This window comes from Brachybacterium kimchii, from assembly GCF_023373525.1.
GTDB classification, from domain to species: Bacteria; Actinomycetota; Actinomycetes; order Actinomycetales; family Dermabacteraceae; genus Brachybacterium; species Brachybacterium kimchii.
In genome coordinates, this window is record NZ_CP097218.1 from 929,106 (window position 1) to 953,642 (window position 24,537).

At 67.3% G+C, this 24,537-nt stretch carries 36 protein-coding genes; 28 read left to right on the top strand and 8 right to left on the bottom strand.

From position 1 onward, the window contains the following. Window positions 1–3: 3 nt before the first annotated feature. From M4486_RS04435 to M4486_RS04465, 7 genes are all read right to left on the bottom strand, one after another. Window positions 4–363 (bottom strand): hypothetical protein, encoded by a 360-nt coding sequence (locus M4486_RS04435; RefSeq protein WP_239203749.1) that lies wholly within the window; start codon window positions 361–363, stop codon window positions 4–6. Beyond that, window positions 360–1,187 carry an Asp23/Gls24 family envelope stress response protein gene (locus M4486_RS04440; RefSeq protein ID WP_239203750.1) on the bottom strand — a complete coding sequence of 276 codons (828 nt, stop codon included), beginning with the start codon at window positions 1,185–1,187 and terminating at the stop codon, window positions 360–362. Before M4486_RS04440 ends, M4486_RS04435 begins: the two co-directional genes overlap by 4 nt. 73 nt (window positions 1,188–1,260) lie before the next feature. Further along, a complete protein-coding gene (locus M4486_RS04445) occupies window positions 1,261–1,704 on the bottom strand; it encodes a hypothetical protein (protein WP_239203751.1) in 444 nt (147 codons plus the stop codon). 1 nt (window position 1,705) lies between these two features. Next, window positions 1,706–1,939, bottom strand: a complete 234-nt coding sequence (locus M4486_RS04450; protein WP_239203752.1) for a hypothetical protein — start codon at window positions 1,937–1,939, stop codon at window positions 1,706–1,708. Window positions 1,940–1,941: 2 nt separating this feature from the next. Beyond that, window positions 1,942–2,178 (bottom strand): hypothetical protein, encoded by a 237-nt coding sequence (locus M4486_RS04455; protein WP_239203753.1) that lies wholly within the window; start codon window positions 2,176–2,178, stop codon window positions 1,942–1,944. 74 nt (window positions 2,179–2,252) lie between these two features. Continuing rightward, on the bottom strand, window positions 2,253–3,260 hold the full coding sequence (locus M4486_RS04460; RefSeq protein ID WP_239203754.1) for a DNA cytosine methyltransferase: 1,008 nt from the start codon (window positions 3,258–3,260) through the stop codon (window positions 2,253–2,255). Continuing rightward, entirely contained in the window at window positions 3,257–3,625 is a 369-nt protein-coding gene (locus M4486_RS04465; RefSeq protein WP_239203755.1) for a hypothetical protein, read from the bottom strand. The genes M4486_RS04460 and M4486_RS04465 overlap by 4 nt, the downstream gene beginning before the upstream one ends. Window positions 3,626–3,808: 183 nt before the next feature. On the opposite strand from M4486_RS04465, the gene M4486_RS04470 reads away from it, so the two are divergent. From M4486_RS04470 to M4486_RS04565, 21 genes are all read left to right on the top strand, one after another. Beyond that, window positions 3,809–4,102, top strand: coding sequence for a hypothetical protein (locus tag M4486_RS04470; RefSeq protein ID WP_239203756.1), 294 nt, complete (start codon window positions 3,809–3,811; stop codon window positions 4,100–4,102). A 3-nt stretch (window positions 4,103–4,105) separates the two neighbouring features. Beyond that, window positions 4,106–4,417 (top strand): hypothetical protein, encoded by a 312-nt coding sequence (locus tag M4486_RS04475; protein ID WP_239203757.1) that lies wholly within the window; start codon window positions 4,106–4,108, stop codon window positions 4,415–4,417. Window positions 4,418–5,537: 1,120 nt separating this feature from the next. Beyond that, window positions 5,538–6,083, top strand: a complete 546-nt coding sequence (locus M4486_RS04480) for a hypothetical protein (RefSeq protein WP_239203758.1) — start codon at window positions 5,538–5,540, stop codon at window positions 6,081–6,083. A 4-nt stretch (window positions 6,084–6,087) separates the two neighbouring features. Further along, on the top strand, window positions 6,088–6,372 hold the full coding sequence (locus M4486_RS04485; protein ID WP_249479942.1) for a hypothetical protein: 285 nt from the start codon (window positions 6,088–6,090) through the stop codon (window positions 6,370–6,372). Further along, the gene (locus M4486_RS04490; protein WP_239203760.1) at window positions 6,369–6,599 is read left to right on the top strand and encodes a hypothetical protein; all 231 of its coding nucleotides are present in this window, start codon (window positions 6,369–6,371) and stop codon (window positions 6,597–6,599) included. The genes M4486_RS04485 and M4486_RS04490 overlap by 4 nt, the downstream gene beginning before the upstream one ends. Window positions 6,600–6,745: 146 nt before the next feature. Then, window positions 6,746–7,108 carry a hypothetical protein gene (locus tag M4486_RS04495; RefSeq protein ID WP_249479944.1) on the top strand — a complete coding sequence of 121 codons (363 nt, stop codon included), beginning with the start codon at window positions 6,746–6,748 and terminating at the stop codon, window positions 7,106–7,108. Then, window positions 7,108–7,257, top strand: a complete 150-nt coding sequence (locus M4486_RS04500; protein ID WP_239201766.1) for a hypothetical protein — start codon at window positions 7,108–7,110, stop codon at window positions 7,255–7,257. The genes M4486_RS04495 and M4486_RS04500 overlap by 1 nt, the downstream gene beginning before the upstream one ends. A 52-nt stretch (window positions 7,258–7,309) precedes the next feature. Beyond that, a complete protein-coding gene (locus M4486_RS04505) occupies window positions 7,310–8,548 on the top strand; it encodes a nuclease-related domain-containing protein (RefSeq protein ID WP_239201765.1) in 1,239 nt (412 codons plus the stop codon). A 19-nt stretch (window positions 8,549–8,567) separates the two neighbouring features. Next, on the top strand, window positions 8,568–9,125 hold the full coding sequence (locus tag M4486_RS04510; RefSeq protein ID WP_249479947.1) for a hypothetical protein: 558 nt from the start codon (window positions 8,568–8,570) through the stop codon (window positions 9,123–9,125). 160 nt (window positions 9,126–9,285) lie between these two features. Continuing rightward, a complete protein-coding gene (locus tag M4486_RS04515; protein WP_239201758.1) occupies window positions 9,286–10,380 on the top strand; it encodes a hypothetical protein in 1,095 nt (364 codons plus the stop codon). A gap of 56 nt (window positions 10,381–10,436) precedes the next feature. Then, the gene (locus tag M4486_RS04520; protein ID WP_239201755.1) at window positions 10,437–11,204 is read left to right on the top strand and encodes an HNH endonuclease family protein; all 768 of its coding nucleotides are present in this window, start codon (window positions 10,437–10,439) and stop codon (window positions 11,202–11,204) included. A 25-nt stretch (window positions 11,205–11,229) separates the two neighbouring features. Then, window positions 11,230–11,352, top strand: a complete 123-nt coding sequence (locus M4486_RS19785) for a hypothetical protein (protein WP_255719119.1) — start codon at window positions 11,230–11,232, stop codon at window positions 11,350–11,352. After that, on the top strand, window positions 11,352–11,987 hold the full coding sequence (locus tag M4486_RS04525) for a hypothetical protein (RefSeq protein ID WP_239201753.1): 636 nt from the start codon (window positions 11,352–11,354) through the stop codon (window positions 11,985–11,987). Before M4486_RS19785 ends, M4486_RS04525 begins: the two co-directional genes overlap by 1 nt. Before the next feature lie 41 nt (window positions 11,988–12,028). Next, complete coding sequence (locus tag M4486_RS04530) at window positions 12,029–12,595, top strand: hypothetical protein (RefSeq protein ID WP_239201751.1); 567 nt, start codon at window positions 12,029–12,031, stop codon at window positions 12,593–12,595. Window positions 12,596–12,659: 64 nt separating this feature from the next. Continuing rightward, window positions 12,660–14,030: a hypothetical protein gene (locus M4486_RS04535; protein ID WP_239201749.1), complete on the top strand. Its 1,371-nt coding sequence runs from the start codon at window positions 12,660–12,662 to the stop codon at window positions 14,028–14,030. 63 nt (window positions 14,031–14,093) lie between these two features. Next, window positions 14,094–15,776, top strand: a complete 1,683-nt coding sequence (locus M4486_RS04540) for a hypothetical protein (RefSeq protein ID WP_239201747.1) — start codon at window positions 14,094–14,096, stop codon at window positions 15,774–15,776. Between the two features lie 54 nt (window positions 15,777–15,830). Further along, complete coding sequence (locus tag M4486_RS04545; protein WP_239201746.1) at window positions 15,831–16,115, top strand: DUF7455 domain-containing protein; 285 nt, start codon at window positions 15,831–15,833, stop codon at window positions 16,113–16,115. Window positions 16,116–16,176: 61 nt separating this feature from the next. Then, entirely contained in the window at window positions 16,177–16,368 is a 192-nt protein-coding gene (locus tag M4486_RS04550; RefSeq protein WP_239201740.1) for a hypothetical protein, read from the top strand. Window positions 16,369–16,398: 30 nt separating this feature from the next. Further along, the gene (locus M4486_RS04555; protein WP_239201739.1) at window positions 16,399–16,617 is read left to right on the top strand and encodes a hypothetical protein; all 219 of its coding nucleotides are present in this window, start codon (window positions 16,399–16,401) and stop codon (window positions 16,615–16,617) included. A 148-nt stretch (window positions 16,618–16,765) separates the two neighbouring features. Further along, window positions 16,766–17,383, top strand: coding sequence for a hypothetical protein (locus M4486_RS04560; protein ID WP_239201737.1), 618 nt, complete (start codon window positions 16,766–16,768; stop codon window positions 17,381–17,383). Window positions 17,384–17,617: 234 nt separating this feature from the next. Next, window positions 17,618–18,157: a methyltransferase gene (locus M4486_RS04565; protein WP_239201791.1), complete on the top strand. Its 540-nt coding sequence runs from the start codon at window positions 17,618–17,620 to the stop codon at window positions 18,155–18,157. Between the two features lie 21 nt (window positions 18,158–18,178). On the opposite strand, the gene M4486_RS04570 is transcribed toward M4486_RS04565, so the two are convergent. Further along, window positions 18,179–19,267: a hypothetical protein gene (locus M4486_RS04570; RefSeq protein ID WP_239201735.1), complete on the bottom strand. Its 1,089-nt coding sequence runs from the start codon at window positions 19,265–19,267 to the stop codon at window positions 18,179–18,181. Window positions 19,268–19,498: 231 nt separating this feature from the next. Between M4486_RS04570 and M4486_RS04575 the strand changes: the two genes are divergently transcribed. From M4486_RS04575 to M4486_RS04605, 7 genes are all read left to right on the top strand, one after another. Continuing rightward, the gene (locus tag M4486_RS04575; RefSeq protein ID WP_239201733.1) at window positions 19,499–20,104 is read left to right on the top strand and encodes a hypothetical protein; all 606 of its coding nucleotides are present in this window, start codon (window positions 19,499–19,501) and stop codon (window positions 20,102–20,104) included. Then, window positions 20,104–21,204 carry a hypothetical protein gene (locus M4486_RS04580; protein WP_239201731.1) on the top strand — a complete coding sequence of 367 codons (1,101 nt, stop codon included), beginning with the start codon at window positions 20,104–20,106 and terminating at the stop codon, window positions 21,202–21,204. Before M4486_RS04575 ends, M4486_RS04580 begins: the two co-directional genes overlap by 1 nt. Beyond that, window positions 21,204–21,830, top strand: coding sequence for a hypothetical protein (locus M4486_RS04585; protein WP_249479949.1), 627 nt, complete (start codon window positions 21,204–21,206; stop codon window positions 21,828–21,830). The genes M4486_RS04580 and M4486_RS04585 overlap by 1 nt, the downstream gene beginning before the upstream one ends. A gap of 118 nt (window positions 21,831–21,948) precedes the next feature. Beyond that, entirely contained in the window at window positions 21,949–22,353 is a 405-nt protein-coding gene (locus M4486_RS04590; protein WP_239201728.1) for an insulinase family protein, read from the top strand. Between the two features lie 373 nt (window positions 22,354–22,726). Next, window positions 22,727–23,614 carry a hypothetical protein gene (locus tag M4486_RS04595; protein WP_239201727.1) on the top strand — a complete coding sequence of 296 codons (888 nt, stop codon included), beginning with the start codon at window positions 22,727–22,729 and terminating at the stop codon, window positions 23,612–23,614. 78 nt (window positions 23,615–23,692) lie between these two features. Continuing rightward, the gene (locus tag M4486_RS04600; RefSeq protein WP_239201724.1) at window positions 23,693–23,947 is read left to right on the top strand and encodes a hypothetical protein; all 255 of its coding nucleotides are present in this window, start codon (window positions 23,693–23,695) and stop codon (window positions 23,945–23,947) included. Further along, on the top strand, window positions 23,947–24,438 hold the full coding sequence (locus tag M4486_RS04605; RefSeq protein ID WP_239201723.1) for a metallophosphoesterase: 492 nt from the start codon (window positions 23,947–23,949) through the stop codon (window positions 24,436–24,438). Before M4486_RS04600 ends, M4486_RS04605 begins: the two co-directional genes overlap by 1 nt. Window positions 24,439–24,537 lie beyond the last annotated feature (99 nt).

Below are 24,537 nucleotides of genomic sequence, written 5' to 3' on the forward strand. Positions count from 1 at the left end.
GCTTCACGATGCACCGTCCTCGTCCACGCGGGCGGACCCGGCGCGGAACTCGAAGTAGTCGCCCTGCCAGACCGGCTCCACGGTCACCACGACCGTGCCGCGCACGTCCTCGTCGCTGTTCTCGTGCCAGACCGTGATCGCGCACTCGCTGGGGTCGAACCGTCCGACGTGATGAGCCCGGACGGTGTACCCGTCGTCGTAGGTGTTGTAGTGGTGCGGCACCCCGAACGCGACGTGGTAGTTGTAGATGCTCTCGCAGTCGCAGTCCCAGACGGCATGGCACGGCGCGTCTGCCGGTGCGTGGCAGGTCATCTCGCCGTTGCCAGGGCTGGTGAGGTCATAGGTGATCGTGTGGGTGCTCATCCCTCGCCCTCCCCGTCCTCGGTGACGCGCACGCCCAGAGCGTGATCCCGCTCGGCCAGCGCGTCCGCCAGTCGGCCGCGCTGCTCCGGCGTGAGGTCGCTCGCGGCGGGCATCTCGCCCAGCTCCTCGTCCCAGTCCTCGGCTCCCTCGGGTCGCTTCGGGGTCGGCGGATCGAACGCCTCGATCACGGCTTCCGTGATGTCGTCCGTCGCCATGGGGGTGTCCGGGTACAGGGCGCGGAGGTTGTCGGCCATCCGCTGAGCGATCATCACTTCCTCGAACAGGGCGGCGTCCAGATGCTCGCGCGCCGTCAGGGATTCCAGCTCGCGCACGCGGGTCAGCGCCTCGTCCCGCTCGCGGCGGACACGGGTATGGACCTCGACGACCCGATCCCGCTCCTCCTCGGCCTTCTCCGCGCGGGCCTCGGCCTCGGTGGTCTTGGCCTGCGCCTGCGCGATCAGGTCCAGGGCATAGGTGCAGTTGCAGGTGAGGTCGTCCTCGTCGGTCTTCGGGGCCGGCGCGGCAGGCAGGGAGGCGTGGAATCCTGCCCGCACTGCGCCCTCCTGGGGGCCGCCCACAGCCATGTAGGCGCGGATGAACGCTTCCACCATCTCGTCGGTGATCGCGGACGGCATCGGAGCGGGCGCGATCTCGTCCAGAGCCGCGCGGAGGTCGCCTGCATCTACATGAGCGGCTGCAGTGTGCTCGCGGCCGCGGAATGTCTCGCGGACGTGGACGGTGACCTCGTTGCGGCGGGCGGTCAGCTCTCCCGACGACAGGGTCACTACGTCGCCTGCTCGGTCCCTCAGGATCTTGCTGATCATGGTCTGCCCCTTCTCGATTGTGGGTCGACCTTCTAGTGGGCGAGCTCCGCGTGCGGTGGGACGAGAGGGCCCGTCACGCGTCCCGTCCCAGCTGGCTGAGGATCTGATCGCGGCTGCGATGCAAGCGTGCGAGCTCGGCGATCCTGGAATCGGAAGGGAGGCGTTGCCGCAGGGGAGCGTTCTGTGCCGCTCGGTCCGCACCGTGCTCGATCCCTCCGAAGAGAGGGTCGATCCTGCGGAGCTTCTGGTCGATCGCTTCGAGGCGAGCTTCCAGGCGCGGTCGGGCCTCCTCGCGCCGTCGCAGTGCCTTGGTGCGAGCGGCCTCGTGCTCTTCCTGAGCCTTCGCGAGCCGGCGACTGGCGACCGTGGCGTGCCGAGAGCACAGCCAGGGCCGGGTGGACGCCTTCGCGCACACCCGCTCGGCGGATTCGATCCACGCTGCGCACTGCGCGGGGTCACGGTCATCGATTCGAAGGGCGACCTGCAGGGCCAGGGTGCTTTCGTCGTGACTGCCCATGTCAGTGCTCCGTCTCGTAGTAGGTGCCCGGCTCGTCAGCCTCGCCGTAGATCTCTTCGGTCACGTGGGCCAGACCCGTCGTGTGCAGGATGTCCTGCGCCTCACGGCTCGCCTCATCAGCCCCGTCGCTGTGGTCCAGCACTGCGATCTGACCGGGGGTCAGGCGGTCGGTGTTGATCTCGACCGTCCGGGTGCGGAAGACGTACTCGGCCATGGTGTAGGTGCGGATGCTCATGGTCAGTTCTCCTCGTCAGCGGAATCGGAGGGGTGGTTCTCCCCGAAAACGGTGCGCCAGACGTCTCGGGCGAAGCCTTCGAGTTCGCCGTCGATCACGGTCACCTCGTCGGTCTCGATGGTCAGCACGCGGTCATCGGTCTCCCACTCCTGGCACGGGAAGTCGATGTTCTCGGCGAGCTCCCCCTTGGACAGAAGCTCCAACCGGGGGTTGCGATGGGTCTCAACATGGACGCTCATGGTCGGCCTTCCTCGTCTCGTGCGGTTCGAGGACTCAGTGGGCGCTGCGGCCGTTCGGCGGGACGGCTACGAGCTCACCGAGGGGACGATGCCGGAAGTGCCCCCAGCGAGGCGGCCACGCGCTCGCCCAGGAAGCGGGAGACGCGCACGGGCACAGCGTTGCCGATCTGCTTGACCACGTCGGATTGCGAGCCGTGGAAGCGGTAGGCGTCGGGGAACCCCTGTGCTCGCGCCCGTTCGCGTGGGGTGAGCATGCGGAAGCGAGGGCCGGCGGCAGTGAAGGTCGCGATGCCATGGTGGTTGCCGCCGGCGGTGACGGTCGCCAGTGGATGCTGATCTGCTCGGCGGGGGCGTGCGTTGCGGCGGTACATCACCAGGTGCGGGATGTCCTTCTCGGTGATCTGTTCGATCTGCGGGGTGACGTACAGGCGGCGGGTGACTGGCTTCCCGAGGTCCGGGTCGAGGATCCGGTCAGCGTGCCGGGGTGCGATCGATGGGGGAGTCAGGTCGACGCTGTCGCCCTGGGTGAAGACGCCGAACCAGCGGCGGCGGGATTGGGCCTCGCCGATGGTGGCCGCGTCGATCACGGTCTGCTGCACCTGGTAGCCCAGGTGTTGCATGCCGTCGAGCCACCAGGGGAACAGGCTCCAGTCGGTGAATTCGCGGACGTTCTCGACGACCACGGCCGGGTACCTGTGGACCTCGGCCGCGGCGATGACGGCGAAGGCGGTTGCCCTGTCGATCGCTCCGGCGTCGGCCTTCAGCCGTTCCTGCTCGACGGGGGGCTTTCTTCTGCCGCCGGCGCGGGCGTGCCAGACACACGAGGGCGATGCCCAGAGGAGGTCCGTGGAGGGGAAGGCGCGGAAGTCCGTCTCGGAGAGGTTCGCGAGGTGGTGCTGGGTCTTCGGATGGTTCGCCGCGTGAGTCTTCACCGCCGTCGGCCAGTGGTTCGCGGCGGCGAGGACCCGGTAGCCGGCCTGTTCGAGTCCCGCTGAGGATCCGCCGGCGCCGGCGAAGAGGTCGGTGGCAGTCAGGGTGTGAATGGGCACCGGGTCCTCGTGGTCCGTGGCAGGGTCGTTCATCGCCGACTCCCGAGCCCGGGGACTACTGCGATGGCGATGATGAGGCCGGGGATGAGAAGGGCCAGTCCGACGAAGAACGCGAGGACCTTGGCCATGCCGGAGAGCCCGCCGTAGATCGCAAGGAAGTTCGCCCCGGTCAGCAGCAGCCCGCCGAGGGCGGTGATTCCTGCCGCGAGGGCGCTGACGACGTGGACTCTCGCGGTGTGCTGAGCGGCCTTGTCGGTGTCGGGCGCGGAACGGGCGAGGACGCGATCGAGCATCTGGATGAGGACGGCGCAGAGGACTCCTGCACCGAGGGGGAGGAAGGCGGTGACGATGTCGCCGACGCTGGGCAGACCAGCGGACAGGTAGGGCTGGGTGTTCATGGGACCTCGTCTCGTTCACGGTGGGCCCTTCAAGTGGGCGAAGAGTCGCGGCCGCGGGACGGATCGTGGTGGGGCAGGGCGATGTACGGTCCCGGTCGCGAGCGGGGCGATGTCCTGCAGCAGGTTGCGATCGCCCACTGGTCTGGTGATGCCGGAGACCTCCGGCGCAGGAGGAGGCAGATCGTGAGCTCAAGGAATCTCGCTACGGAGTACGCGCAGCACACCGCCGGCGCTGACAACGTGTGCCTGATGATGGACCTGGTGAACACCGAGGCGCTCCAGCAGGTGGTGGCCAAGGCGTTCGAGCAGGGCCGTGCAGAGGAGCGACGTCAGCTGTCCGCTGCGACGCGGGACCGTGCGGAGCTCAAGCAGCGCCTGGTCGATCGCCTCCACAGAGGTGGCTTCGGCACGTACACCTACGAGTCGGTCGAGGTGGAGGACGTGGCCGAGGACATGCTCGACGAGCTGGGGCTGTGAACGATGACCACCACCTACGAGGAGAGGTCGCCCGTGCCGGCGGCCCAGGAGCCCGGCCCTGGCGCGGTGACCTATGCGCAGGTACGCAGAGATGCGGTCACCGTGAGTCTCGACGGTGCGTTCGTCGATGAGAGGACGCCGGCAGGATGCTTCGGGATCGTCGTGCGCAATGCCGGTGGCGTGCATACCTACTGGCTGCGCGGTGCGTTCGGGGACCCCGGAGCGCGCGTCGTGGCGCGCACGCGAGTCGTCGACGGAGAACTGGTGCACTACGTAGGCGGAGGCCTCGATGGGGGACGGAGGGAGACGGAGTGAGCATCGTCGACATCGCCGGTAGCCCGTACACGGTCGACCCTCTGGGCCGCGTCGAGCTCGTCGCGACTCGCAGAGATGCCATGAGGGGGCTTCTCGCCTTGTCCCTCGCTGGTCTTCTCCTGGCTGGAGCCTGCGCGTTCGGTGCCGTGAGTATGTACTCGCGGGACGTTCAGCTGTCCGCCACGACGGGAGTTCTTGCCTGCGCCTTCGGAGCAGCCGGAGGGGGCAGCGCCCTCGTGTTGCGCAAGGTGCGTGCGCTGCGTCGCGATCCTGGTGCCTGGAGGATTCCTGCTCGCCGCGCACCATTACGCCCTGCGGACGCGGGCGCATCGTGGGGTCAGATCCTGCGTCCGCCACGGGCCGTCGGCCCGGTCCTGGTCGGCATCGCCGCCCTGGGGTTCATCGGCAGCGTTCTGATGTCCGCCCCCGTCCCGGCTCCCCTCGAGGTGCTGGGGTTGTGCGCCGTGGGTATCTTCCTCACGTGCCTGCTCACCCTCCTCGCACTCTTCCAATCCGCGATGGTCTGGGTCGTGTGCGCGAGGATAGTTCTGATGTTCTTGCCTGGGCCGGCGCCCGAAGGGAAGAGCGACGCGGGGTAACGAGAAGCGAGTGGTCCTCAGCGCGGTGATGGCCTGGCGGTGGAGTCTGCCCCACCCTTGTCCGCCGTGATCCCACCTGCTGGGGAGGGCGATCTTCGCAGGTCATGCGTCGATCTCCTACATCCCCCACATCCCGCCGCGTGAACCATAGGCCTATAGGGGAGATCGGAGAACATATCCCCCTCATACATACATACATTTCTCTTCTTAAGAGATAGAGAAAGTATTTAGGGGATGAGGGGGTTCCTGCCCGGACCTGCGCGTTTGTTGGGTGGAGGACCGGTGGGGGCCGTGGGGAACGACCCGGAAATCGGTCGGTGGCCTGCACAAACGAGTGGTGGGGATCGTGCGGGGGCTCTCCCTCCTTGTGCCGACTGGCGACCCGCGTGAGGCGCATGCCCACGGATGACTCCGGTGCACGGCGACGGAGAGGCCCGTGCAACGTGGCAGTCCTCGGTCCCGCGAGACGCCCCGTCCGCCCACTGTGCGTTTGACCAGGAAGCGGCGAAGAGGAGACGTGGATGAGCACCGCAACGCACGGCGAGGCGACCACCAGCGCGGACGTGGAGCGCTACGACCCCTGGGAGACGTACTGGGAGGTGTGGAAGCTCCGCGACGGCAAGCTCGCCAGCACCGGGCGAGAGCACGCGACCGAGGCACAGGCCCGTGCCGTGGCAGACGGGCTCACAAGCACCGAGACCGAGGTGCACAAGGTCGAGCGTGTACGCCGCGATCCGATCCCGGAGCGGTTGCGAGTCGGCTGGAGCACGATCGAGACGTGCTTCCACGAGCACGCCGCCGACATGACGAAGGACGACCTCGCGCGCGGGCTCGGCACGGAGTTCCCTCCGGAGTTCGCCGACTGGGCGGTCGGGATGCTCGCCGCCCGCGACTGGCGCGAACGCCACGACGCCCAGGTCCGCGAGGCCGCTGCCCGGGAGGCGCTCGAAGGCCTCTCGGCGTGGCTCGCGAAGGTCGCTGCTGCTCACCCCGAGCGGAGCGCGCACATCCCGATGATGCGAGCCCACATCGACCGATACCTCGCCGACAACCATCCGAAGGACTGATCTCGTGAACGACGACATGACCCACGCCGAGGGCAAGGCCCCGGGATCCGAGGACGAGAACGGCGGCCGCGCACAACTGCGCAAGCAGGTCGCCGTCGACATGCTCATGGTCACCCAGGGCGACGTCGACCCCATCTACGCGTGGCAGGTGCAGGACGAGGAGGTCCGCCAAGAGCTGCTCGAGCAGGCCGACGCGGCGATCGCACGCATCGTCTCCGAGCTCGACCTCGCCGCCCGGCTCCTGCCCGCTCACGCCCCCTTTGCCAACTCGAGGGGCGCAGGCGCATGAGCAAGCAGACCAGGATCCGCGAGGCGCGCGCCATCACCCGCGGTCTCGCACGAGGCTTCGCGATCGTCCTCAGCGTGCTCTTCGTGCTCTCTGGAGCGCTCTCCTGCGCAGCTGGCGATCTGACCCCGCTGCTCGCCGCCGTGGCCCTCGCGGTCGTCAGCTACGCCCTCCTCGGTGCCCTGCACGCCGCCGAGATCCACCGCATTCGACGCAGCCCACTGCACTGACCGCGCACCGACCGGGTTCAGGATCAAGGGATCGGACGGGTCACCCGCAACCTGTCGAGCACCGGCGCCGTCCCGTGAGGACGCGAGGTCGCCCGCTTTCGGGGAGAGACGGGAGAAGAGTCCCGTCCAGCACGAAGGGCACCCCGATGCACATCCTCTGCCGCGACGTCTCCGCTGTCTCCCGCACGCTCGGCATCCACAACGCCGACCTGGCAAGTATCAGGACGACGCACGGCGAGGTCCTCCTCTTCTTGGCCGTCGCAGGTGAGCCGATCGAACCGCTGACCGTCTCGACCAGCTCTTTTCGGGATGCCCCGAACTGCGACCAGATCGCCGTGCGCGACTACGACCGCCATCGCGGGCTCCCCATAGTCCTCGAGGCCGCGGGCATCGCCATGCGCGCGGATCGGATTCGCCTCGCGGGTCAGCCGCTCTCGCTGATGGACATGGCCCCGTGCCTTCTTCGCCGGCTCCCCGCAACGGCGCCCGAGCGGATGGCGGCCTCCTGATGTTGCCGCTCCTGTGCGGGGTGCTCGCCGTGGTCCTCGCCTACGCCGCCGTCCGCACCATCCGCTCCGAGGACACGCCAGCGTTCGCGTCCGCACTTCTCCTGCTCGGCGCCGTGAGCTCCCTCCTCGGGGCCTTCGCGAACACGTGACCCACTCCTCCGCCCACTGGAGAGGACACACGGCTCTCGGGAGGACGACAGAATGCACACGGCCAGGCCACTGCCCGCCCCCGTCCTGATCGGCGTCCTCCTCGCCGCGGCCAGCATCGGAGCAGTGGTCGCAGGGCACTTCTTGGGCCCTGCCGTCGCACCCGCCGCCGGGCTTCTGGCTGCCGTCCCCTTGTGCATCCGCGAGCTGGCGGTGCTGTCGAGCCTCCCGGAGCCCACCGCTGTCGAGGTGCGGAGACCGCAGGGGGTCGACCTGCCGGAGCCCGTGCGCGAGCGCACCGTGGCCCAGGTGCCCACCCGGACCCTTGCTGCGACCCATCCCGACTCCCGCACGGTCGAACAGCTGCGCCGCGTGCGCCAGACCTTGCGGGAGGGCACCACAGCGGATCGCGTCGCCGCCACCGACCACCTCATGGCCAAGGGGTCTGTGGATCCGGTTCACCTCGAGCACGTGCGCCGTTCCCGCCGCCTCCGTCTGATGCTCCTCGTGGTGCTCGCCGCCGGTGTCGTGACCATCGCCAGCATGCTCCTCGCGTGGGCACCGCTGGCGGCAGCCCTCATCGCCGCGGCACTGGGCTGCGCGCTCACGGCAGGGGTCGTGGCCCGCCCGGATACGACCATCCCTCCCTCGCGCGTCGCCGAGGTTCCCGACGCGGGGTTCACACCCTTCCACGAGCACGGGTGCGTCGGCGGCAATCTGGCGGACGCGAAGGCCTTCGGAGGGGCCGAGGCTGTCGGGGTCGCGGGGGAGAAGCGCACCGCTGAACTGCTGGAGACCTGGCTCGACGGGATCAGCAGGGTCGCCATTTTGCACTCGCTGCGCTTCCCCGGGTCGGAGCGCGCCGACATCGACCACGTCGTCATGATCGGGCACCGCGTGTTCATCATCGACTCGAAGGCATGGAAGGGAGGCACGTACCGTCAGGTCTCAGCGGAGACGGTGCTGACCCAGGACGGGACAGTAAGAGCGAGCGCGATGCCTGCCGCAGCGGAAGCGCTGGGACAGATGGGGTGGGGTGATGTCCAGGTCCTCACGGTCATCCACGCCACCAGTGGAATCGTCGCCGTGCCGCACAGCAGGGACCCGGGGAACACGCTCTTGGCGCCGGTGGATCTTGTGCAGCTGCTGCTGGAAGCGAGGGTCCAGGAGCAGCGGACCCCGTGGTCAACTGAGGACGCCGCCGCGTTCCAGGTCCGCCTGGGCAGGCTGCGCCGCATGCTCGTCACCGGGGCCACGTCCCATCGCCGCGTGTTCGCCGATCGCGCGGCCTGAACTTCGACAGGATGACCAGATGAACACCCGAGACCGTGTGCCGGCCGCCCCGGTCGACATCCCCGGAACAGTCCTTGCCACGTGGCGTGACTGCGGCCGCGTGTACTTCTGGCAGGTGCGCGGCTGGGTCCATGGCACGACGCGCTCATGGTCGAAGCGGAGGCTGCGTGCCGCGATTCGGAACAGTCTCTTCGCTGCCTGTGGGCTGATCATGTCCCCGTTGCTGGTTCCGGTCTACGCCGTCATGATCGCCAGCCCGCACTCGCGCTACTACCTTGATGTCGAGCGCACGGCCGTGCTTGCCGTCGCCGCGACGAAGCGATCGTGGCTGATCCAGGACCATGCCTCCGCACAGCCGGGCTCCGGGGCCGGGAAGGTACTGCGCGAGAAGCTGCTGCCGACGATCCTCTCGGCCGCGGACCGCCATCGGATTCCGATCGTCCTCGAGACATCGGTTCCTGAGCTCGAGACCGCGTACCAGCGCGACATCCCCGGACTGCACTTCGTAGAGGACGCCCATCTGGGCAGGAAGACGTACCGCCGCGACCCCACACCCTCGGCAGGCGCGGGGGAGTAGGCCCAGAGATGTCCTGTGACAGTCTCTCCCGCCCACTTCCCTACGCAGAGACACGATGGGGGAGGGTGCGATGGCTGGCGGCTCGAAGGTCCGCAAGCGAGACACGGGGGAGAGGGGCAACCGGGGCGAGTTCGGAACCGTCGTCCGTGGAGACGCTGACGTGAAGGTGGCGCTCGACATCGGTCCGGACCTCGTGGACAAGTTCGGGTTCGACGTGCGCACCGCAGACCCTGTCGAGTTCGACGAGCACGCGGAGGCAGCCGCGAAGAAGCTGGCGAAGGCCCGCTCGCAGCATCGGTCCCGTCTCGACGCGCTGCACCGCGCGATCGGCGACAGCAAGAAGCCAGGAGGGCACTGGGGCAAGAGCGACGAGCAGACGCTCCAGGCCGCACACGAATGGGTGATGCTGGCCGATGGTGGTGCAGCATCGGAGGCGACCGGTGCACGGATCCGCCAGCCCCTGCGCGACACGGAGAAGTCCCAGGACGACGTGGACCATGCCCGGCAGCAGGTCGACGGCCTCGAGGAGGCGTTCCGCATCCGGGGCGGATGGAACCGCGCCTTCCTGGTGTCGAACGCGAACGGTCACGTCCACTCGTCCACGAGTTGTTCGACGTGCCGGCCATCGACCAGGTTCGCGTGGATGACCCAGTACTCCGGCGCCGACGAGGGCACGATCGTGCAGGACGCGGGACATCGCGCATGCACGACCTGCTACCCGTCGGCACCGATCGGCGACTCTCGAAGCCTGCCGACGAAGATGTTCACCCCCGAGGAGCTCGCGTCTCAGAAGGAAAGAGCGGAGAAGGAGTCGTGGGCGAAGCTGACTCCCGCGGAGAAGCGCGCCCGCAAGCGCGAGGAGAAGCTTGCCCTGGCCGCGACGAAGAACGGGCGCCCGCTGCGCTTCGAAGAGGACCTCGGTGAGGCCGGCGTGCTCCGGCTGGTGATCTCCACGGAGAAGGACGCCGAACGGGAGTGGTCTCGCGGCATCGGCGACTCCATCAACCTCCAGAGGACCGCCGGTGACGTGACGCCGGAGTCCGTGGCGCTCCGGCAGGACCAGCAGGCTCGAGCGGATGCGCGAGCACGCATGCGGCCGACGATCGCGAAGGCCCTCGCCGAGAAGCACGGCACGACGGCCCTGGAGGAGAAGCGACGGCTCGACGACCTGACCCGCGACGAGATGGAGCGGGACTTCCCGAAGCTGGCCGCATGCTTCGAGGCCGACGGCGAGGACGGCTACGTGTCCCGGTGACGGCGCGGCGCCACCCAGCCGTCCCGTGAGACTCATCGGTCGCCCACTGGGGAGCCATGAGCAACAAGAAGCAGCACCCCCGGCTCGCTCGCACCAGGACCCTCTTGCTGCTGGCCGGAGGCATCGTCGTGCTGTTCCTGCTGTACACGCATCATCGCGCCGAGGTGCACGAGGTCATCGAAAGGATCCGCGAGGGCCTGCCTGCACCGGCTCGAGCCGAGGAGGTGCAGCACTCCGAGTGGCTGGATGCGGGGCCCGCGGTCATCGACCCGCAGGAGCTCGCCGGTCTGGATGTCGAGCGTCAGGACCGGTCTGCCGATGACTATGAGCGCTCCGCCTTCGGCGCCCGCTGGGCCGATGTCGACGGGAACTCGTGCGACACGAGGTCGGACATTCTCGCTCGTGATCTCGTCGATGTGACCTATGAGGACGGCTCCCACTGCGAGGTCTCGGCCGGGACGCTGCACGACCCGTACACCGGGAAGACCATCGGCGGGGACCTCAGCAAGACGGTCCAGATCGACCACGTCGTGTCCCTGGGGTCTGCCTGGTATTCCGGGGCCAGCGGGTGGAGCGCGGAGAAGCGGGAGAGGTTCGCCAACGACCCCGCGAATCTCGTGGCCGTGGACGCCTCGACGAACATGTCCAAGAGCGACGACTCCATCTCCGAGTGGTATGGGGCGTGGGATGCACCGAGTGATCGAGCCCAGTGTCGCTACGCTGCCCAGTACGTCCACGTCGTCGCCACCTACGAGCTCTCCGTCACCCGTGACGACTACGCGCTGCTGAAGAGCCTCGAGACCAGCTGCAAGGACCGCGCATGAGCGCGCGTCGAACGGGGACACCGCGATGACCGTCTTCCTGCACACGACGCATCTGCCCGGCGGCAAGGTCGAATATCTCGTGCCGGGCTCCCTTGGAATGCCGACCCACCTCGAGGGCGAAACCATCACGATGGGAGGCACAGTCTGATGAAGAAAATCATTCTGCACACGACGAGAACCCCGTCCGGGCGCTATTTCTATCTGGTGCCCGATGACCGCGACGGACGGGCTTTCATACGAAAAATGCCCATGCGGCGCTGGCTGAAGCCTGCGACGGCCCTTGCTGTTGTCCTTTCGGTATTGTTCTCACTTCCGACACTTGCCAATGTGTCCATTTCCCTCATTCGCGGCGCTGGTGTGCCGGTAGCCACGCCCCGCCCCGGAGAGTTGCTTGCGATCTGGGGGTTTGTCGGGGCTTTGCTAATCATCGGCGTGTCACTGGCTGTCGACAGCTATATCGAACGTCGTCAGCGCCGCGTGCATGCTCAGCATCCCGAGGCTTATCTCGCAACAGATGACCTCATTGTCGCCGATGCGCTGCATGCCCTGCCTCGCAAATTTGAGGGTGTCGACACGAAACGCGTCTTGTGGGAGGCGGGAATGGTTGACGACGAAACGTTTAATGCAATGCTTGAGCGCTTGCAGGCCGACGTTCGTCGAGCCGCTCTCGATGAACGACACGAACAGTGGATGCGGGACCACGCCCACGAGGTGGCCGAGGGGCGCAGGCGCGAGCAGCGGGTTGATGAGCTCATCGCGAGGAACCAGCGGGACGAGGAGTGACCCGCCCACTTCTCCTAGTGAACGCACCACAGGAGGGGCAGATGGGCACAGCGATCACCCGCAAGAAGGACACCGGCGAGCAGGGCAACGGCGGCCAGTTCGGATCCGTCACCCGCAGCGACGCCAACGTACAGGTCCCGCAGCAGAAGGATGCCGGCAGCTTCGAGGACCGCTACAAGTCGCTGATGGCGGAGTCCAACGAAGCCTTCCGTGCGTACGAAAGCCTGTCCGTGCGGGTCAACGAGATGGTCCTCGAGAAGCTCAGTCGCATCGGCGTGGAGAGCGCGCCCGAGGAAGCCGTCGCGGTCGGGATCGCCGCCGAGTACGACGACGATCCTGAACGACCTGAGGACTCTCTCCGAGGGCTGCGATGGGTGCACAGCGACGGCAGCGTCGCGGACGTCGAAGACTCCGGCTGCTGGGACGAGATGCAGGTTACCTGGGGCGACGTCGATCGCAGCATGATCCCGTGGCACGAACACGCAGGTCTGATCGAGCCGGCAGACAGCGGCCTGCCCACCGAGGCTATGAAGCTCGAAGAGGTCGAGTACGTGATCCCCATCCACGGGAGGGCCCACGGCATGGTCGAACCCGCCGCCTGGAGCTGACCCGCCACACCTCGGTTCCGCCCACTTCCTCCAGTAGAAGTGTCCACACGAGGAGGAGCCCACTATGGCGAGCACGAAGATCCGCAAGCGCGACACCGGCGAGTCCGGCAACAAGGGCGAGTTCGGGACCATCACCCGCACGGACGCCGACGTGCAGATTCAGTCACCCCAGATCGGCCTGGGCGCCACCATCGGTGAAGACGTCGAGATCGCCCCCACCGCGCGCATCGACGACGAGGTGACGATCGGTGATGACGTGCGGATCGGGGAGAACGTCGTGATCGGATCAGACTCGGTCATCGAGCGCGGAGCGGTCATCGAGGATGGGGTCGTCATCGGAGCCGGCAGCCACCTCTGGGAGGATGCCACCGTGCGCGCCGGATCCACCCTCGGGGAGAGCGTCACCGTCGAAGGCGGCGCTCAACTGCAGGACATGGTCGCCGTCGGAGACCGCTCCACGATCTGCCAGGAGACCACCATCGGTGCTCGCAGCAACGTCCGCAGCGACGTCACGATCGGCAACTACGTCCGCACCGGATCCGACGTCACCATCGACCAGGACGTCAACGTCGGAGACTCCACCGAGATCGACGAACGCACCGCCCTGCGCCACTCCGTGACGGTCGGCGAGCAGTGCATCATCGGCCAGAGCGCCGAGATCTCGGCGGACTCTTCACTCGGCGACGGGTGCGAAGTGGGGGACCGGGCCAGGGTTCACGGGGCCTTCGGAGACCAGGCTCGGATCGGAGAAGGGGCGAGGGTCATCGGCCGCAGCTCGTGGGGCAGACACGTGCGGATCGGAGATGGCGCGACAATCGATACCTCTGACCGGTGCCGGTTCGGCGATGACACCGACATCGGCGACAACGCCGAGATCAGCCGCATCTCGATCGACGGGTCCTTGTCCGTCGGCGAGGGCGCCGAGGTCGACGGCGGGCGGCGCACTGTCGACTTCACGGGAGGTGCCAGCATCGGCCCGGGCGCTCGAGTGACCGGTGCGGTGACGCTCGAGGACGGAGTCGAGGTGGGGGAGGAGACCCTCGTCGAGGGCACCCCCAGGCCGAAGAGTCCGGAGACGGACCATGTGGCCACGAAGCTCGGAGGTGACTGCGTGGTCTATGAGCGCGCCGTCGTCAAGGAGGGTTCGCAGCTCGGTGCCGGCACGACCATCGGCTCATCGTCCACGGTCGGCAAGAGGGTCGTCACCGGCAACGACTCCCGAATCGGGGACAATGCCACTGTTGGGGACTTCTCGATCGTCGCCGGAAGCATCAGCGACGGGTCGACCGTGGGCAACGGTGTCGAGGTCGGATACGGGGCCGACCTGGGGGAGCGGGCAGTCGTCGAGGACAACGCGGTCATCGAGGGGTACGCGCGCGTCGAAGACGACGGCTTCGTCTCCCGGGGGACGGTCGTGCGCGAGTCCGCACACTGATCCGTCCCGTGGAACGGCCGCACTCGCCCACTGACTGTGCACGAGCACAGATCAGGAGGGGTCATGGCCACGAACATCGAAGGTCTGCACGACACGGTCGTCTGGGAGGAAGGCACCACCAGCCCGGAGGACACCGAAGTCGGCACCATGGAGGCTGGCGCTTTGGAACCGAAGGGACGCCGGAGCGTGGAGATCGTCCGGCGCCGCGATCGAGAGTCAGCGCCGCGATTCGTCGAAAGCGGTCACACGCTCTACGTCGGCCGTCGCGCCAGCGGGAAGGGCTACTCCTACTGGTCGCCGAACTACACGGTGTCGTGGAAGCGCACCCGGGACGGGCTCGTCCTGCGCACGGTGTTCGAGCATAGGAAGCACCAGTACTTCACCAGCCACGTGTTCGCCGGCTCCGAGGAGGAACGCAGGGATCACTTCGCGGGGCCTGCCAGGATCCACGCCCGACAGGCCTTCGACGGCGTCGTCGGGTCTCTCCCGGTGATCGCTGAGCGATTTCCGCTGGGCGAGCAGATCGCCGCCCGCCTGGGCCGCGACACGTTCGAACCCGAAGGGGCTGCCCCCTGGCCGGTCGTGCACACGCTGCTGGACGCGGAGGACTTCGCCCAGGTCGCACGGCAGATGTACGGGGCGAAGAGCTACCGCAAGCCGCTCGGACGGGCCGTCGAGCACTCCGAGCTCTCCGTCCACCCGGTGCTGATGCCCTTCCGGGGGCTCGTGCCGATCGACTGGATCATCGACGCCTACCGGGCAGAACCGGAGATCCGGCTGGGCTACTACTTCACCTCGGTGCACATGCGCACGTGGAGGCTTCTCATCCGCGCTGTCGGCGAGGCCGACCGGCGGCGCTTCCTGCGAGAGATCGCGGGCGGCGGAGACGCAGTCAGCGGGATGATCTACGACTGTGCACGGTACGGGGCGAACCTCGACGTGTCCGCGGTGAAGACCGCGCTGGAGGGACGCGAGATCGGCAGGATCCGCTCTCTGCACGACCTGCACCAGCTGGTCACCGGCCGCATGGATGCTCTCGTCGACGACGGGTACCGCACGGTCACGCAGAAGGCGCACGACCGGCAGCGCACAGCCGTGGAGGTGCGCGCAGCTGAGCTCATCGAGCTGAGGCACAAGGAGGCCGACGAGAAGGTCACTGGGGTCCATCAGACCTGGGAGCAGTGGATGGCGGGCAAGGCGGACCGCGATGCGGATGCGGCTCGTCGACAGGAGATCGCGCGCCAGGCCCGAGAGATCGCGGAGCGAGAGCGCAGGGAAGCCCGCGAGCGCGAGCAGGCCCAATGGGATGCGGACCATCCGGAGGCGGCGGCCCGTCGGCGTCGTGAGGAGGAGCGCCGTCGTCACGCCGAAGAGCAGCGGGAGACCTGGCATAAGGGCACCCGAGAGGCGATCGAGAAGCTCACGATCGGGGCGATGAGCGTCCGGGTCGCGCGAGACGCCTCAACGCTCACCGCCTGGTCCGAGACGCTGGACAACTGCATCCGCAGCTACAGGTCGAGTCTGCGCCGAGACCTGCTGGTGGGCATCTACGAGGGCGACCAGCTGGTGGCGAACGCGCAGATCACGTACGAGCGCGGGCTCGTCCAGATGCTCGGCAGGCACAACAGGGATCTTCCCGCCGAGACGTTCGAGCAGATCGCCGACGCGCTCGGCGCCTTGGACATCGATGTCTCCTCGTCGTGCTGGGGAGCGCCCGCTGAGCGGCGCCGACCGGTGGCCGCGTGATGCCGCGACGCCGGTCGTGTCCCGCGGGACGACCCGCACGCCCACTGGGATGGCATGAGCACAGCCACGAAGACGCGGGCGGGCACATCCGCCAGCGCAACCGAGCAGCCGAGGGCGGACATTCTGTTCGGCCAGACTCCGACGGTCTCTTCGGAGGCGATGGCTTGCGACCGCTGCCCGTCGGCATCCGCGAAGGTCAAGGTCATCCTCGCCAGCGGCACCTTGTACCTGTGCGGGTTCCACGCCCGGCGGTCGTGGGATCTGCTCGAGCGCATGGCGCTGCGGATCCGCGCCGATCTGCCCGGCGACTCGTACTACTTGCCGATGGGGCCGCGATGAGCGTCCCACCCGTCCAGTCCTGCGCCCCGGGAGGGGCGAGCCGCATCAACAGGAGGAAACCATGACCGTGAGCACCCGAAGCGTGCAGATGAGCGACGACGTCGATCTCCTCTCTGCTGCCGGCTGGCCGCTCGAGCGCGTGCGCAGTGAGCTGTCGGACGAGCAGATCGAGGAGATGATCGACGCCTACCTGTCGCGCGGTGACGACGCTGTCGCCGGCGCGCTGAGCGGGGTGCTCGAGAACTCTCGGTGAGATCCCGTGGATGCCAGAGATCGAGGAGACATGAACGTCATCAGCTCCATTCTGGGCGACCGCAACGCCCTCTCCCTGGCCGTCTGCGCTCTGCTCTGCGGTGTCGCATCTGTTCTGTCGCTCGTGAAGTCTGCCCGTGAGCAGAACTTCCCGCAGCCGAACAACGCAGGGGGCTGGCGAGTGTTCGCCCTCGTCTTTCTCCTGGGCATGCTGGCCTGCCTTGCATGGCTCCTGCTGAGCGCGGGTTGACCGAGACACCCAGCGGCCTCGTTGGCGGCCCGGCGGAGATCAGGCTGATGCCCGTCCGCCTGTTCCCCGCCCACTGGAGGGAGCAATACGCCCGCGCCGCCCCGTTGGGGCGGCTGCCCTCACCGAGCCACGACGAAGGAGTGCTCCTATGCGCGACCTGACCTACCGTCTGCTGTACCTGCTGATGCTCGCTGGGAGCGTCGGCTTCGCTGCCTACGCGCTGACCCGCACGTTGCCCCTGCCCGTCGTCATCCCGCTGGGTGATGCGCCCTTCTTCCTCGTATTCGGAGGCGCGCTCATCCTGTCCACCGGCGGGAGCGCCCTCCTGGGCGAGCTCCCTGACCTCTCGGGCCCGCTCGGTGCGCTCGCGGCCAAGATCCGGTATCCGGCCGGGGTCCTCCTCGCTGGCGGCCTGCCGATGCTCACCATGCCCGACCCGGCGGCGGCCACGATGATCGGGATGCTGCTCGCGTCCGCGGTGCTCGCCGCTGAACTGTGGGCCCGTGTTCGGGACACGAGCGTCGCCCTCCAGAGCCGATGGGATCCCCACGCAGAGACACTCGACCTGAAGTGGAACCTGCGCTGGACTCTCGAGCACCTCGCACCCACCATCATGGTCTGGCTCCTCGTCGCTCTCATGTGCGCAGGCCCAGCCGTCGACATCGGCTTCTACCTGGTCGTCTCCGCGACCGGGTGCGCCGTCGGGGTCGCCGCGATCCGCGTCCTTGCCGTCAGGCGCCAGAACTTGCCTGCAGCCGCCCGATGATCCTCGTCGAGCGCGTTCAGCCACGGCGCCGGCAATCGCGGGCTGCATCGGCTGTGGCATCGTTTCCTCACGCGCCCTGAAAACCGATCTGGCGAGAATCGAGGCAGAAAGCCCGTGCACGACAACACGATGCGCCGTAGCGCCCGGTTCTACAGTCGACCTGCGCTACTGATCTACGACCTCGTCGTCGTGGGGATATCGAACTCCTTGGCCTGGATGTGCCCAAGCAGGAGGATGCTCGCCCAATACCGGGACCTCCTGGGGGCGCGGCACTTGGACGTTGGGCCAGGCACGGCCTGGTTCCTCAAGCACACGCGGAGCGGCTCACGAGTAGATATCACCCTGATGGACCTGAACCCCAACAGCCTCGAGACCGCCTCCGCGCGCATCGCGTCCTTGCACCCGAAGACGATCACGGCAGACGTCCTCGAGGAGCTTCCGGGGAGCGTCGCGGTCTACGACTCCATCGGAGTCAACTACCTCTTCCACTGCCTTCCCGGGACGTGGGACGACAAGGGTGCTGCTCTGGACCACCTCGCACCCCACCTGGACGACGACGGCGTCCTGTTCGGCAGCACGATTCTCGGCTCGGGGGTCGAGCACAATGCGCTCGGCCGCAGGCTCATGCGCTTCTACAACCGAGTCGGGATCTTCCACAACTCCGACGACGACGTTGCAGGCCTGCAACGCGCGCTCGAGGCCCGCTTCCGAGAGGTGCGCGTGGACGTCGTCGGCCGCGTCGCCATGTTCTCTGCCCGCGGGGCTACCGCCTGAGGCAGGGATCCCGCGCAGCGATCACAGGTCGAGTCGCACTACGACGTCCTGCCCTTGGATGCTCGAGCTGACCCCGATGGCGGTCAGACGCGCCGGCGTCACCACCCCGTCGGGTCGATGGACCAGGGCATCGGTCGAGTGCGGGTTGGCGTGATCAGCTGCCGCGCGCGCGATGAAGGATCGCAGATCCTCGTGGGGAAGCGTCACGAGCTCCCCGAAGGCGCGGATGTTGCCGAAGTGTTCTGTCTTCCACGAGGCCGAAGTCATCAGGGTGTCTAAGGTGGCGACGTCGAGCACGGCTGTCGGCTGAGGGGCAAGCCCCATGACCCCTCGCAGCACTTCGTCGACTCGGGAGGAGCTGATGTCCTGGCCGAACACGGCGTCGTGGAACTCTTCGCTCACCGGGTAGCTGAAGCCGTGGATGAGGATCGTCTCGTCGGTGGGCTGGTACGGGGCGACCTTGCCGACGAGGCGCAGGTGCCGTGTCTCCCGTTCACCGTCGGCTCCGTAGCCTGCGACGATGTGATAGGTGAGGCAGCGGAACACGTTCGCATCGCCGTTGATGCCGTCCTGGATGATGTTCCGGAAGGCCGAGTTGATGCGCATCTGGTCGGAGCGCGCGATGAGATTGCTCGTCCACTCCTCCGCTTCCCAGGAGCCCCCGTGCTTGGCGATGACGTCGGTGCTGATGCCGTAGATCTTGAACAGGTTCTCGTCCCAGTAGGTGCGCCTGTGCGACGTCGGCCAGCTGTATCCGCGGCTCGCGATCTCCCATTCCCAACAGCCCACCAGGGGCTGCTCAGGAACGGGGGCATCGAGCGGAAGGACGATGGCGAACACCGCGATGAGCGTGGATGACCTCGGGGAGTGAACCGGTCGGACGAGGACCCTCCAGGAGGACCCACCCTGGGCCGCGACTTCGTCGAGGGGGACACCGGTGCTGTACACCTGGTCGATGCGTCCATCATCGAGAAGTAGCCGGCGAGGGGTGGCCTGCATGGACTTGCGGGCAGAACTCGGCCCGTAGGGGGCATCGTCGATCATCACGAGCTGTCGGCGCTCGTCCCCGCAGAAGAGGCCCCAGGAGCCGACCGCGTACTCGATTGTCACGAGTCCACCCTGGCACCGACACCCGGGGAGGTGCTGGTCATGCCCGCGAGATCCTCACGGATCGTGGGTGCTCCAGGCAGCTCTGTTGCCATGTCCTCTCCCTCCTGTAACATGCGGCACCGAGCACGTTACTGGACTTGTACCCCTGCGTTGGTGAACGCCGGTGGTGTCCGTTCCCCACTCAATTGAGGAATGCACATGCCTGCCAGATCGCCACACCCGTTTAGTCTCGTGACCTGGGACGACGGCCACGAAGGTCCGCCCGATGGCGGTCGCGGCACCGGCAAGGTCGTGCGTATGCGGCGTGGCAAGCATCGTGAATCACTTTCGGACAAAGGTGCCATCCCTGGTCCCAAAGTACTATTCCGGCATACCTCTCGCCGACGCGATAACCCGGACTCCGCTCATCGCCAATTCGGGTTCGAGTGGCCCGACGACCTCACCGTCGAGTCACTCGGTCGGAACATTGGCACCGCAGTCGGGCTGCGCGTGGAGCTCGGCCCGATCCCCGAAGAGGTGCGTCACCGCGAGATCAGCGGCCTGACCGTCATGATCGACGCCACCGCGCACGTGTACTTCGACGCCGAGCTGTCGCCGCTGAACCGCGAGCAGACGATCCTGCACGAGTACGCGCACATCCTGCACCGCGATGTGCGGGCGCACAGCGATGCGACGCACCTGAGGTGCGTGTTCGATGACCCCATCGAGAAGAGGGCAGAGACGACGGGCATGCGACTTCTCGATGAGTTGCACCGCCGCCGCCAGGAGCGCGACAGCCGCGGAGCCTCCGAGGTCCTCGCGTTCTTCTCCGGGAACGACGCTCGGAGGGCTTCCTGATGGCTGAGATCATCGTCGTCGGCATCGCCATGGGACTGGTTGCCGTCGTCGCCACGCTGTACCGGGGCAGGCGCCGTGTCATGCTTCTTCGCATCGCGTGCGTGGCGCTGTTCATCACCACGGTGTGCCGCGGGATCGAGCCCGGCTTTAACGGGTCCCTCATCGACCTGGCCAAGCGGTACTCGATCCTGCTCGCGCAGGTCTGCGTCGTACTCATCATCCTCTCTTTCCGCGAAGAGCCGCTGTCCCGCCGGGCGACCCGCGCAATCTGGGCGGCAGCAGGAGTGGTTGCTCTCGGCGAAGCCGCCCTCGTCGGTTTCCTGCCCGTGCACGCCGACGGAGAGGTCTACCACCAGGCGGAAGTCGACGAGGTCGCCAAGACCGACCAGGCCTGGGCCCTGGTCCTCTACCACGGCCTCTACCTGGCGGCCTTCGCCGCGGCCGCCATCGTCGTGCTGACGGCCTGCGGACGCACGCTGCTCCAGCGCAACCAGCCCGCCTCCGCCCGATTCTCCGTGGGGTGCGTCTTCTTGGGCGCCCTCGGGACGGCACTCTTCGTCGTCTCATCGATGACCGACCTCACGGGGCGCGCCCTGCTGGGCGGACCTGATGTCCGCAAGTACCTGCTCATCGGGATCGTGAGCATCTTCCTGGTGGGCCTCGCCACCGGGGTGATCCGCCGCATCACCCTGAGCGTCCACAAGACCCTTGCCCTGCAGATGGCGCGAGATCTGGTGATCCCCCTGTGGCGGACGACGACGACTCTGCACCCCGACGTGCGTCTGCCCGAGGAGGAGCAGCGGGACTTCAACGAGCTGATGACCCTGTCCCGACTCACCATCGAGACGCATGACGCACTGCGTCTAATCCGAGAGGACGACGACCCCGCCCTCCGGAGCGTCCACGAGGAGAGCCCCGACGACCCGCAGCTGTCTGCCCGCCTGGTCCGACACCTGAGCGGGGAGCGGTCCGTTCCGCCGCTGGGCTGGCTGACGATCGCCCTGAACCGGATGTGCACGCTGGAGCTGAGGGACGACGAGGAGCTCAACTCCTCCGTCCGCAGCCTCTACGAGATCCGACTGGCGATGAGTCGGCCGTGATGAGCGCCGCAGGTGCCTCTCGACGGTTGAGCGCAACCGACCGTGTAGCGGTCCTGATCAGCGACCTCCTCGCGCCGCCAGTCAGCGTCTTCCTGATCTGCCTCGTGGCCGGGGTGGCTGGCCGCCCGCACGCGTGGTCTGGACTCGTCTGGGGCTTGGTGCTGGCCATCCTGTGCGCCGCGGTCCCGATGAGCGCGGTGAAGCTCGCCAAGAGACGCGGCACGATCACCACGCAGGAGAGCGGCTGGAAGCGGAAGCGCTGGCTGGCCTTCGCGGTGAGCGCAGCATCCATCGTGTGCTGCGTGGTGCTCGCCGTCGTCTTCCATGCGCCGCCCCTGGCTCTGTGGGCTCTGGCGACGATGCTTGTCGGGCTCGTGGCGACCTCGGCGATCACCGCCGCCGGCCTGAAGGTCTCGATGCACGCGTTCTGCCTCATCTCGTTGCTGATGATGCTGTGCGTGCTCTTCTCGACCTGGTGGCTGGTGGCCGTCGTGCTGATGGTCCCGCTGATGCTCTTCGCCCGTGTCCATCTGGGCGAGCACACGGCCCGGGAAGTCGTCGTTGGCTCGATCTGCGCAGTGCTGCTCGTGCTGCTCGCGGCGATCGTCGCCCCGGCTGCTGGGTAGCACTCCCGTACTGGACAGGTAGTTGGCTTGTGGAATTCTTTCCACTAGTATGCCAACTGCAGGCTCGGCAAGGGCCTGCTTCGCACCGCACCCATCGTCCGCTCTTAGAGAGGCCGCCGTGTCGATCGCTCAACTGCTCGAAGACCTGTTCGCCCGCACCGCTGGCCCGGGTGGGCGTCCAGTGACGATGCAGGAGATCATTCGCAGGATGGAGAGGGGCGGCATCGCAACGATGTCGCTGAGCTACCTCCAGCAGTTGCGGAAGGGTGAGGCGAAGAATCCACGTCTGCAGCACCTGCGCGCCTTGGCTGACGCGTTTGACGTGCCCCCTTCGTACTTCACGGCCGAGGATTCCCCCTCCTTCGAGGCGGCATCCCAGCTGAACCCCGAGGAGCGGGAGATCGCTCTGCGCATGCACGGGCTGAGCGATGAAGCTCTGGCGAACGTGCGCGGCATCGTGGAGATGGCGCGAAGGAGCGAGAGGCTGGACAGCCCGTCGGCCCACCGCCCTGACGCCGACTAGTCACTCCTCTCGATACCGGAAGCCGGACGCACATCCACATAGGTACGCCACTGGAAAAAGTTCCACGGGTGTGCGATGCTGGAGGTGTTCGGCGCGGACGCGACCAACGGGTCGCACCAAGACCGCGCTCCTGACTGCAAGGGAGCGATCACCCGATGCACAACTGCTTCGACCACGAGCACCCTCACGGCACCGCCAGCGCCGTCCATCGCAGTTCGGGCTCCACACGGATGCCGGTCGCTGAGACCCCTTCGGACGGCAGGGACCACTGATGGCCCTGGAACTCGCAGCCGCGGCGCCCACCAGTAGGGCTCGCCACCAGCCCGCATGCGAGTGCGATCGCGACACCCTCCAGGCTCCATGGAAGGTCGAGATGTGCGCGGTTCTCCATGCAGGAAGCCACGCTCAGTCGCGAGAGCTGCTCGACAGTTTCATCCGCGAGCACCACAAGGAGATCTCGCGGATCCTGCACCGCGCCAAGCGCACCGCCCACCTCGACGACGAGGGCGACAGCCTGATGTTCTCCTACTTCGGCCAGGCCCTCCTCCACATGGTCGACCAGCGGTGGCGCGCCAAGAACGGCGGCCCCGGCACCAGCCAGGTCTTCAACTACTCGCGGAACCTCCCCATGCTCCTCGAGGCCGAGACTCGAGCAGCACTCCGCGAAGACAGGCGCAAGGGAATGCTCAACGACAGCACCGGCGTCCCCGGCGCCGGAGCACACGACCGCCGGACATCCCTCGTCGAGAAGTCCCGCCAGCTGTACGAGCTCGAGCGCGAGACCGCGCCCAGCGACGACGAGCTCGTGGCCTTCCACAACGAGCGCATGCGGGCCACGCGTCGGGATGCCGCACGGCAGTCGGTCCTCATCACAAAGCAGGACCTGCGCCGTTCAGAACCCGTCGCACTGGACGACCCAAACGCGTCCAGCGAACCGGCGCTGCTGACTCAGGACACCCCCGATCCCGGGGCCAGTGAACGCGAGAAGAGGATCATTCGCATCGTCCGTCGTTGCCAGCAGCTCGATCGGGAACGGGAAGCTGCGCGGGCGCGCAGGATGAACCGAGAGCCTCTGCTGCTGGCGGACGTCGCCCGCGCCTACTTCGCACACCACCGCGAGGGGATCTACCCCACGCGCAACGACCTCGTACGGCAGCTCGGCGCCGAGAAATCGGCCGCCCGCCGCGAGCTCGGTTCGCACCTGCGCACGGTGCTGGAGATGGCACGTGCAGCCTTCGCGGACTACCGGCAGCCGAACTGACCACGCTGTCCCACAGGAGTCGCCGTCCGCCCACTTCCGCATGAGAGGCCCAAGGGGCAGCGAGAGAAGGGATGGGGCATGATCATCGAGAACGAAGACCAGGCAGCTCGGATGGCGATCCGCACGCCGAGCTTCGATGCCCACTTCATCATCTCGTACGAGTACCGGGGCCCTTCCTACATGCAGGAGCAGTTCGTGGACTCGTTCGAGTGCGCAGCCGACGAGTGCAGAAACACCTGGCGCGCCGACGGCACCCCCTGGGAGATCCAATCGACCGTTCCGGACGAGACGGGATACCGCCCCTTCTTCTTCTTCGACGAGAGCGGACACTGATGCCTACCGTCCACTTCACGTCCGACACCCACTTCCGTCACCGCCTGATGGTGCGCGAGCGCGACTTCGCGCCCGGAGCTTGCACCTCGGAAGACATCCGCGAGCACGACGAGGCCATCATCGCGACGTGGAACCGCAACGTAGCCCGCGACGACATCGTCTGGCACCTGGGCGACCTGGCCCTCGTGAAGCCATCGAGGCTCACGGAGATCGTGCCGCGTCTGAACGGTTGCATCCGGCTGGTCCTGGGCAATCACGATCACGCGCACCCCCTCTTCGGCGAACGGTCGATCCGCGCTCAGCAAGAGACCCTCGCGCTCGGATTCGAGTGGGTCGGCACCTTCGCTGTCGTCAAGATCCCCGCGACCCAAGAGCTCGGTGCCAAGAACGGATCGGTGCCGCATCGAGTAGTGCTCTCGCACTTCCCCTACCGGGACGATCACACCGACGACCCCAGAGAGACCCAGTGGCGCTTGCGCGATGAAGGCTGAATCGCCCCGGGTTTGTTAGAGGCTCGCAAGTGCCGCGTCGGCGGTCGCCGGCACGGGGTGGTTGTGATGGTAGATGTCCTCGAACGAGCAATGATCAGA

What these genes read in the sequence shown, in the direction of transcription:
- M4486_RS04435 (WP_239203749.1), bottom strand. Translation starts at nt 363, where the DNA reads ATGAGCACCCACACGATCACCTATGACCTCACCAGCCCTGGCAACGGC.
- M4486_RS04440 (WP_239203750.1), bottom strand. Translation starts at nt 1,187, where the DNA reads ATGATCAGCAAGATCCTGAGGGACCGAGCAGGCGACGTAGTGACCCTG.
- M4486_RS04445 (WP_239203751.1), bottom strand. Translation starts at nt 1,704, where the DNA reads ATGGGCAGTCACGACGAAAGCACCCTGGCCCTGCAGGTCGCCCTTCGA.
- M4486_RS04450 (WP_239203752.1), bottom strand. Translation starts at nt 1,939, where the DNA reads ATGAGCATCCGCACCTACACCATGGCCGAGTACGTCTTCCGCACCCGG.
- M4486_RS04455 (WP_239203753.1), bottom strand. Translation starts at nt 2,178, where the DNA reads ATGAGCGTCCATGTTGAGACCCATCGCAACCCCCGGTTGGAGCTTCTG.
- M4486_RS04460 (WP_239203754.1), bottom strand. Translation starts at nt 3,260, where the DNA reads ATGAACGACCCTGCCACGGACCACGAGGACCCGGTGCCCATTCACACC.
- M4486_RS04465 (WP_239203755.1), bottom strand. Translation starts at nt 3,625, where the DNA reads ATGAACACCCAGCCCTACCTGTCCGCTGGTCTGCCCAGCGTCGGCGAC.
- M4486_RS04475 (WP_239203757.1), top strand. Translation starts at nt 4,106, where the DNA reads ATGACCACCACCTACGAGGAGAGGTCGCCCGTGCCGGCGGCCCAGGAG.
- M4486_RS04480 (WP_239203758.1), top strand. Translation starts at nt 5,538, where the DNA reads ATGAGCACCGCAACGCACGGCGAGGCGACCACCAGCGCGGACGTGGAG.
- M4486_RS04490 (WP_239203760.1), top strand. Translation starts at nt 6,369, where the DNA reads ATGAGCAAGCAGACCAGGATCCGCGAGGCGCGCGCCATCACCCGCGGT.
- M4486_RS04495 (WP_249479944.1), top strand. Translation starts at nt 6,746, where the DNA reads ATGCACATCCTCTGCCGCGACGTCTCCGCTGTCTCCCGCACGCTCGGC.
- M4486_RS04500 (WP_239201766.1), top strand. Translation starts at nt 7,108, where the DNA reads ATGTTGCCGCTCCTGTGCGGGGTGCTCGCCGTGGTCCTCGCCTACGCC.
- M4486_RS04505 (WP_239201765.1), top strand. Translation starts at nt 7,310, where the DNA reads ATGCACACGGCCAGGCCACTGCCCGCCCCCGTCCTGATCGGCGTCCTC.
- M4486_RS04510 (WP_249479947.1), top strand. Translation starts at nt 8,568, where the DNA reads ATGAACACCCGAGACCGTGTGCCGGCCGCCCCGGTCGACATCCCCGGA.
- M4486_RS04520 (WP_239201755.1), top strand. Translation starts at nt 10,437, where the DNA reads ATGAGCAACAAGAAGCAGCACCCCCGGCTCGCTCGCACCAGGACCCTC.
- M4486_RS19785 (WP_255719119.1), top strand. Translation starts at nt 11,230, where the DNA reads ATGACCGTCTTCCTGCACACGACGCATCTGCCCGGCGGCAAGGTCGAA.
- M4486_RS04525 (WP_239201753.1), top strand. Translation starts at nt 11,352, where the DNA reads ATGAAGAAAATCATTCTGCACACGACGAGAACCCCGTCCGGGCGCTAT.
- M4486_RS04530 (WP_239201751.1), top strand. Translation starts at nt 12,029, where the DNA reads ATGGGCACAGCGATCACCCGCAAGAAGGACACCGGCGAGCAGGGCAAC.
- M4486_RS04535 (WP_239201749.1), top strand. Translation starts at nt 12,660, where the DNA reads ATGGCGAGCACGAAGATCCGCAAGCGCGACACCGGCGAGTCCGGCAAC.
- M4486_RS04540 (WP_239201747.1), top strand. Translation starts at nt 14,094, where the DNA reads ATGGCCACGAACATCGAAGGTCTGCACGACACGGTCGTCTGGGAGGAA.
- M4486_RS04545 (WP_239201746.1), top strand. Translation starts at nt 15,831, where the DNA reads ATGAGCACAGCCACGAAGACGCGGGCGGGCACATCCGCCAGCGCAACC.
- M4486_RS04550 (WP_239201740.1), top strand. Translation starts at nt 16,177, where the DNA reads ATGACCGTGAGCACCCGAAGCGTGCAGATGAGCGACGACGTCGATCTC.
- M4486_RS04555 (WP_239201739.1), top strand. Translation starts at nt 16,399, where the DNA reads ATGAACGTCATCAGCTCCATTCTGGGCGACCGCAACGCCCTCTCCCTG.
- M4486_RS04560 (WP_239201737.1), top strand. Translation starts at nt 16,766, where the DNA reads ATGCGCGACCTGACCTACCGTCTGCTGTACCTGCTGATGCTCGCTGGG.
- M4486_RS04565 (WP_239201791.1), top strand. Translation starts at nt 17,618, where the DNA reads ATGCTCGCCCAATACCGGGACCTCCTGGGGGCGCGGCACTTGGACGTT.
- M4486_RS04580 (WP_239201731.1), top strand. Translation starts at nt 20,104, where the DNA reads ATGGCTGAGATCATCGTCGTCGGCATCGCCATGGGACTGGTTGCCGTC.
- M4486_RS04585 (WP_249479949.1), top strand. Translation starts at nt 21,204, where the DNA reads ATGAGCGCCGCAGGTGCCTCTCGACGGTTGAGCGCAACCGACCGTGTA.
- M4486_RS04595 (WP_239201727.1), top strand. Translation starts at nt 22,727, where the DNA reads ATGTGCGCGGTTCTCCATGCAGGAAGCCACGCTCAGTCGCGAGAGCTG.
- M4486_RS04600 (WP_239201724.1), top strand. Translation starts at nt 23,693, where the DNA reads ATGATCATCGAGAACGAAGACCAGGCAGCTCGGATGGCGATCCGCACG.
- M4486_RS04605 (WP_239201723.1), top strand. Translation starts at nt 23,947, where the DNA reads ATGCCTACCGTCCACTTCACGTCCGACACCCACTTCCGTCACCGCCTG.